Source organism: Roseicyclus sp. (assembly GCF_052168335.1).
Classification (GTDB): Bacteria; Pseudomonadota; Alphaproteobacteria; order Rhodobacterales; family Rhodobacteraceae; genus Roseibacterium.
Map to the genome: position 1 here is coordinate 1 of NZ_JBQLZP010000471.1, position 4,046 is coordinate 4,046.

The 4,046-nt window shown below is 71.7% G+C and carries 5 protein-coding genes and 1 pseudogene; 1 reads left to right on the plus strand and 5 read right to left on the minus strand.

Going from position 1 to position 4,046, the window contains the following annotated elements; translation table 11 throughout:
• The 3 genes from ACTS11_RS14530 to mtgA form a co-directional block, all read right to left on the minus strand.
• A partial coding sequence (locus tag ACTS11_RS14530) for a QueG-associated DUF1730 domain-containing protein (RefSeq protein ID WP_442641023.1) occupies positions 1-319 on the minus strand: 319 nt, incomplete at its 3' end.
• Between the two features lie 53 nt (positions 320-372).
• On the minus strand, positions 373-1,038 hold the full coding sequence (gene fzlA / locus ACTS11_RS14535; RefSeq protein ID WP_442641019.1) for an FtsZ-binding protein FzlA: 666 nt from the start codon (positions 1,036-1,038) through the stop codon (positions 373-375).
• A 56-nt stretch (positions 1,039-1,094) separates the two neighbouring features.
• The gene (mtgA, locus tag ACTS11_RS14540) at positions 1,095-1,847 is read right to left on the minus strand and encodes a monofunctional biosynthetic peptidoglycan transglycosylase (RefSeq protein WP_442641020.1); all 753 of its coding nucleotides are present in this window, start codon (positions 1,845-1,847) and stop codon (positions 1,095-1,097) included.
• Positions 1,848-1,990: 143 nt separating this feature from the next.
• Between mtgA and ACTS11_RS14545 the strand changes: the two genes are divergently transcribed.
• Positions 1,991-3,073 carry an FUSC family protein gene (locus ACTS11_RS14545; protein WP_442641021.1) on the plus strand — a complete coding sequence of 361 codons (1,083 nt, stop codon included), beginning with the start codon at positions 1,991-1,993 and terminating at the stop codon, positions 3,071-3,073.
• An 84-nt stretch (positions 3,074-3,157) separates the two neighbouring features.
• Here the strand turns inward: ACTS11_RS14545 and ACTS11_RS14550 are convergent, their stop codons facing one another.
• Together ACTS11_RS14550 and ACTS11_RS14555 are read right to left on the minus strand one after the other, a co-directional pair.
• Complete coding sequence (locus ACTS11_RS14550; RefSeq protein ID WP_442641022.1) at positions 3,158-3,742, minus strand: TetR/AcrR family transcriptional regulator; 585 nt, start codon at positions 3,740-3,742, stop codon at positions 3,158-3,160.
• Positions 3,743-3,745: 3 nt separating this feature from the next.
• Positions 3,746-4,046, minus strand: a pseudogene (locus tag ACTS11_RS14555) (phenylacetate--CoA ligase); the annotation flags it as partial.

A 4,046-nucleotide genomic window follows, 5' to 3' on the forward strand; every position in this document is an offset into this window, starting at 1 on the left:
CGCCGGGGCACCGGTCGAGCAGCCAGCGCCCGACCCGCTTCAGGCGCTTCTTGACGAGGTCGTGATAGTCCCTGTTCCGCGCGTAGACACTGATCGTGGCCTTCTCGCGCTGCGTCAGCGTCGCCATCGGATCGGCGTCCGGCGTGTAGGGCTCGGCCAGCATCACGACCGAGCGCGCCTCGGGCCAGAGGGCGCCCGGATCGCCGCGCCAGTTCATCCGCTCGGCCATCCAGCCCATCTGCCCGTGGCGCCCCTCCGCGACGAACGCGGCCAGCCGCCCGGCGGCCTCGGGGATCGCGTCGGGGCGGCAGATGCCCATCTTCGCGAAGCCCGCCGCGCGGGCCTCGGCACGCAGCTCCTCCTTCAGGGCGCTCAAAAGTCGAGGTTCGCGTAATGGGGCGGCTGGGCGAAGCCCGGCACGTGGTCGGAGAGGATCGAGCGGAACGCCGGGCGCGACTTGAGCGTGGCGTACCAGTCCTTGACCGAGGCGCTGGCGGTCCAGTCCACGTCGGAGATGTAATCGAGGCAGCTGATATGCGCGGCGGCCGCGAAATCGGCCATCGTCATGCGGTCCCCGGCGAGCCAGCGGCGGTGGTCCAGCAGCCATTCCATGTAGCGCAGGTGGAACTTGATCGCCTGCGCGCCGGCCTTCACCGCCTTGCCGTCGGGATAGCCCGCGCGCATGACCTTCTTGTTCACCCGCTCGTAGACGAGGTTCCGCGTCACCTCGTGGTGGAACTTGTCGTCGAACCAGCCGACGAGGCGGCGCACCTCGGCGCGCGCCTTGGGGTCCGCCGGCATGAGCTGCGGCTCGGGCCGCGTCTCCTCGATGTACTCGCAGATGGCGGTCGAATCCGACAGGGTCAGCCCGTCGATCTTGAGGACCGGGACCTTGCCCGCCGGGTTGCGGCGCAGGAACTCGGTCGAGGGTTCCCAGTACTTCTCGTCGATCAGCTCCACGTCGATCTTCTTCTCCGCAAGGACCAGACGGACCTTCCGGCAGAAGGGGGACAGCGCGAAGTGGTAGAGGCGGGTCATGCGGGCTCGGCCGTAACGGCGGTTGCCGGCCTACATGCCCAAGACGGCGCGGAAATTCAATTCGCAAAGCACGCGTCGCGACCATCGGCGCGGATCGTCGCCGCCCCGTCCCGGATGGCCGAGGCGCGGCGCAGCACGAAGTCCGACGGCGAGGAGGCCGAGCGCGCCTGCGGGGCGGGCAGCACGGCGGCGAGGCGCGCGGCCTGCGCCTCGGTCAGCTCGGCGGCGGAAACGCCGAAATGGTGCCGCGCCGCCGCCTCAGCGCCGAAGACGCCGGGGCCGAACTCGGCGACGTTGAGATAGACCTCGAGGACGCGCCGCTTGGACCAGAAAAGCTCCATCACCGGGGTGATCGCGGCCTCGAGCGCCTTCCGCAGCCAGGAGCGCCCGTGCCACAGGAAGGCGTTCTTCACCGTCTGCTGGCTGATGGTGGAGCCGCCGCGCGCCGCCCCCGCCTCGATCGCGGCGCGGATCGCGGCCATGTCGAAGCCCCAGTGCAGGCAGAAGTTCGCGTCCTCCCCCGCCACGGCGGCGCGCTGGAGATGGACGGAGATCTCCTCGATCGGCACCCAGTCGCGCTCGATCTGCCCGAGGCGGACACGCTCGGCGATCATGTAGGGCGTGGTCGGCACAGGAATGACGGCATAGGCCGCGACCCAGACGATGACGAAGGCGACGAGGCCGAAGACACCGCGCAGCGCCCAGCGCCGCAAGGGCGCGAGCAGGCCGCGCAGGGGCCTCGTACGGCCCCGCCCGCCCGCTGCCTTCGCGGACTTCGTCCGGGTGGTTCGCTTCGTCGTTCTCGCCATGCCTGCCCGTGCGCCGGTGATCCGGTCTCGTGTTCGCGCGGCCACTCTAACGCGTCGCGTGCGGCGGCAGAAGCCCGCGCGGCGCGGAACCTCCGCCGAGATTCGCGGGTTTTCCAATCCTCGAAGTGCAGGGAAGTGGAGTCGTGCGAGGCATCCTGCAGGGATTGCGGCCCGGCGAGGCGCGCGGCGCCGCGCGGGCCGCGCTCCAGAGCGCGGCGGCGGCGGTGGCGACCTATCTCGCGTTGCGCGCGCTGGGCTCGGAGGAGTTCTTCGTGGGCATCCTCTCCTCGGTCTACATCCTCACGCCCACCATCGGCGGCACGATGAGTTCCAGCCTCCAGCGCGTGACCGCGACGCTGATCGGGTCCGCCATCGGGATCGCCTGCCTGCTGCTCCTGCCGGATACCTGGGGAACGGTGGCGGCGCTGGGCCTGTCGATGCTGGTCCTCGGCGGCGTCGCGCACCTGCGTCCCGCCTGGACCTACGGGATGGTGGCCGCCGTCGCCCTGTCGCTCCACGCCGAGGAGCAGGCGCTATCCGTGGCGCTCGACCGGGGCACCGCCATCGCCATCGGTGCGGCCGTCGGCACGCTCGCCACCTTCCTCGTCTGGCCCGAGCGTGCGGCGACGCGCTTCCGCCGGAGGCTCGCCGCCGCGCAGGCCGCCGTCGCGCGACATGCCGCCGCCGCCCTCGACCGCGCCCGGGGGACCGACAGCGGCGACGAGATCCGCGCCGCCGAGCGCGCCTATCACGACAGCATGGCCCATGCGCGGGAAGCGGCCTCGGCCGCACGGTTTCCGCATGGTGCGCGCCGGGAAGAGTTGCTCCGCGCGACCGACCGGCTTTATCACTCCCTGACGCTGATCGACCGCGCGGTCGAGCAGGCGGAGGCCGATCCCGTGTCGCGCCGCGAGGATTTCGGCGAGCGCGTCGACGCCCTGCGCGAGAACGCGCTCGAGGTGCTCGACATCGTCAGGGGGAACGCGGAGGGCGACGCCCAGGCGGCCTTCGACCGGCTCGGAGAGGAGACGCGCCATGCCCGCGCGATCCTCTCGGGCGACGAGGTCGACGACGACGGGCACCTGCGGCGCGCAACGCTCCTCTTCGGGATGGAGGAGGTGCGGACGGCCCTCGGCCAGCTCTTCGACGAGCTTCGGCAGGATGCGCGGGAGCACGGCGCCCGGACCAGGCTCCGCTGCGCGGGAGGGAGGTTCGTTTCCGACTGAGGGCTCGAGCTTGCGGTCGCGGCTTGCCCGTTCGGCGCGGCGCCGGGGGCGTCGCCAACGACGACCGCCGCCGGAGGTTCCGCCTCAGACCCGCTCCAGCCCGCCCAGAACGAGGTCGGTCACGAGGTCGGCGTAGGCCCCGCGCGCCATCCCGCGCCCGGGGCGGTTCCAGGTATAGTACCAGTTGAGCATCCCGAAGACGCTCATGGTCACGGCGCGGCGGCGCTCGCCGAGGCCGCCCGGCGCGGCGGCCTCCAGCCGCTCGCCCAGCCGCTCGACCATCCCGCGCATGAGCTTCACCAGCGGGTCGCGCCGCTCGCGCGGGAGGGTGTCGAGCGTTTCGAGCTGCACCTTGTGCGCGTCGTCGGCATCCTCGTATTCCAGAAGGATCGCGCGGATCGTGTCGCGCAGGCGGTCCTCCGGCGTGCCGCTCCGCCCGGCGCCCTCGATGGCGGCGGCGAGGCGCGCGAGATGCTCGTGCAGGAGGTCGAAGAGCAGCGCCTCCTTGCTGTCGTAGTAATGGTAGATCAGCGCCTTCGATACGCCGCAGGCCGATGCGACCGAAGCCATCGAGGCGCGGTCGTAGCCGTGCGCCGCGAAATGCGCCGCCGCGCCCCGGCGCAGGGCGTCGCGCTTCTCGGCATGGTCGCGGGCGAGGCCCCTCGGCATGGGTCAGCCCTTCGGACGGTTGTCCACGATGCGCACGGCCTTGCCCTGGCTGCGCGGCACGCCGCCCGAGCCGTGGGCGGCGATCCCGACGCTGACGCCCACACGCTCCTTGATTCGCCGCTTGAGCGTCTCGGCGGCCTGCTCCAGCGCCTCGGTGCCCATCGGACCCTCCGCCGCCTCGACATGGACGATCATCTCGTCCATCCGCCCCTCGCGCGTCAGCTCGATCTGGAAATGCGGGCCGAGGCCCTTCACCGCCATCAGTTGTTCCTCGATCTGGGTCGGGAAGACGTTGACGCCGCGC

Coding starts and splice junctions, on each gene's coding strand:
- fzlA (WP_442641019.1), bottom strand. CDS start 1,038: ATGACCCGCCTCTACCACTTCGCGCTGTCCCCCTTCTGCCGGAAGGTC.
- mtgA (WP_442641020.1), bottom strand. CDS start 1,847: ATGGCGAGAACGACGAAGCGAACCACCCGGACGAAGTCCGCGAAGGCA.
- ACTS11_RS14550 (WP_442641022.1), bottom strand. CDS start 3,742: ATGCCGAGGGGCCTCGCCCGCGACCATGCCGAGAAGCGCGACGCCCTG.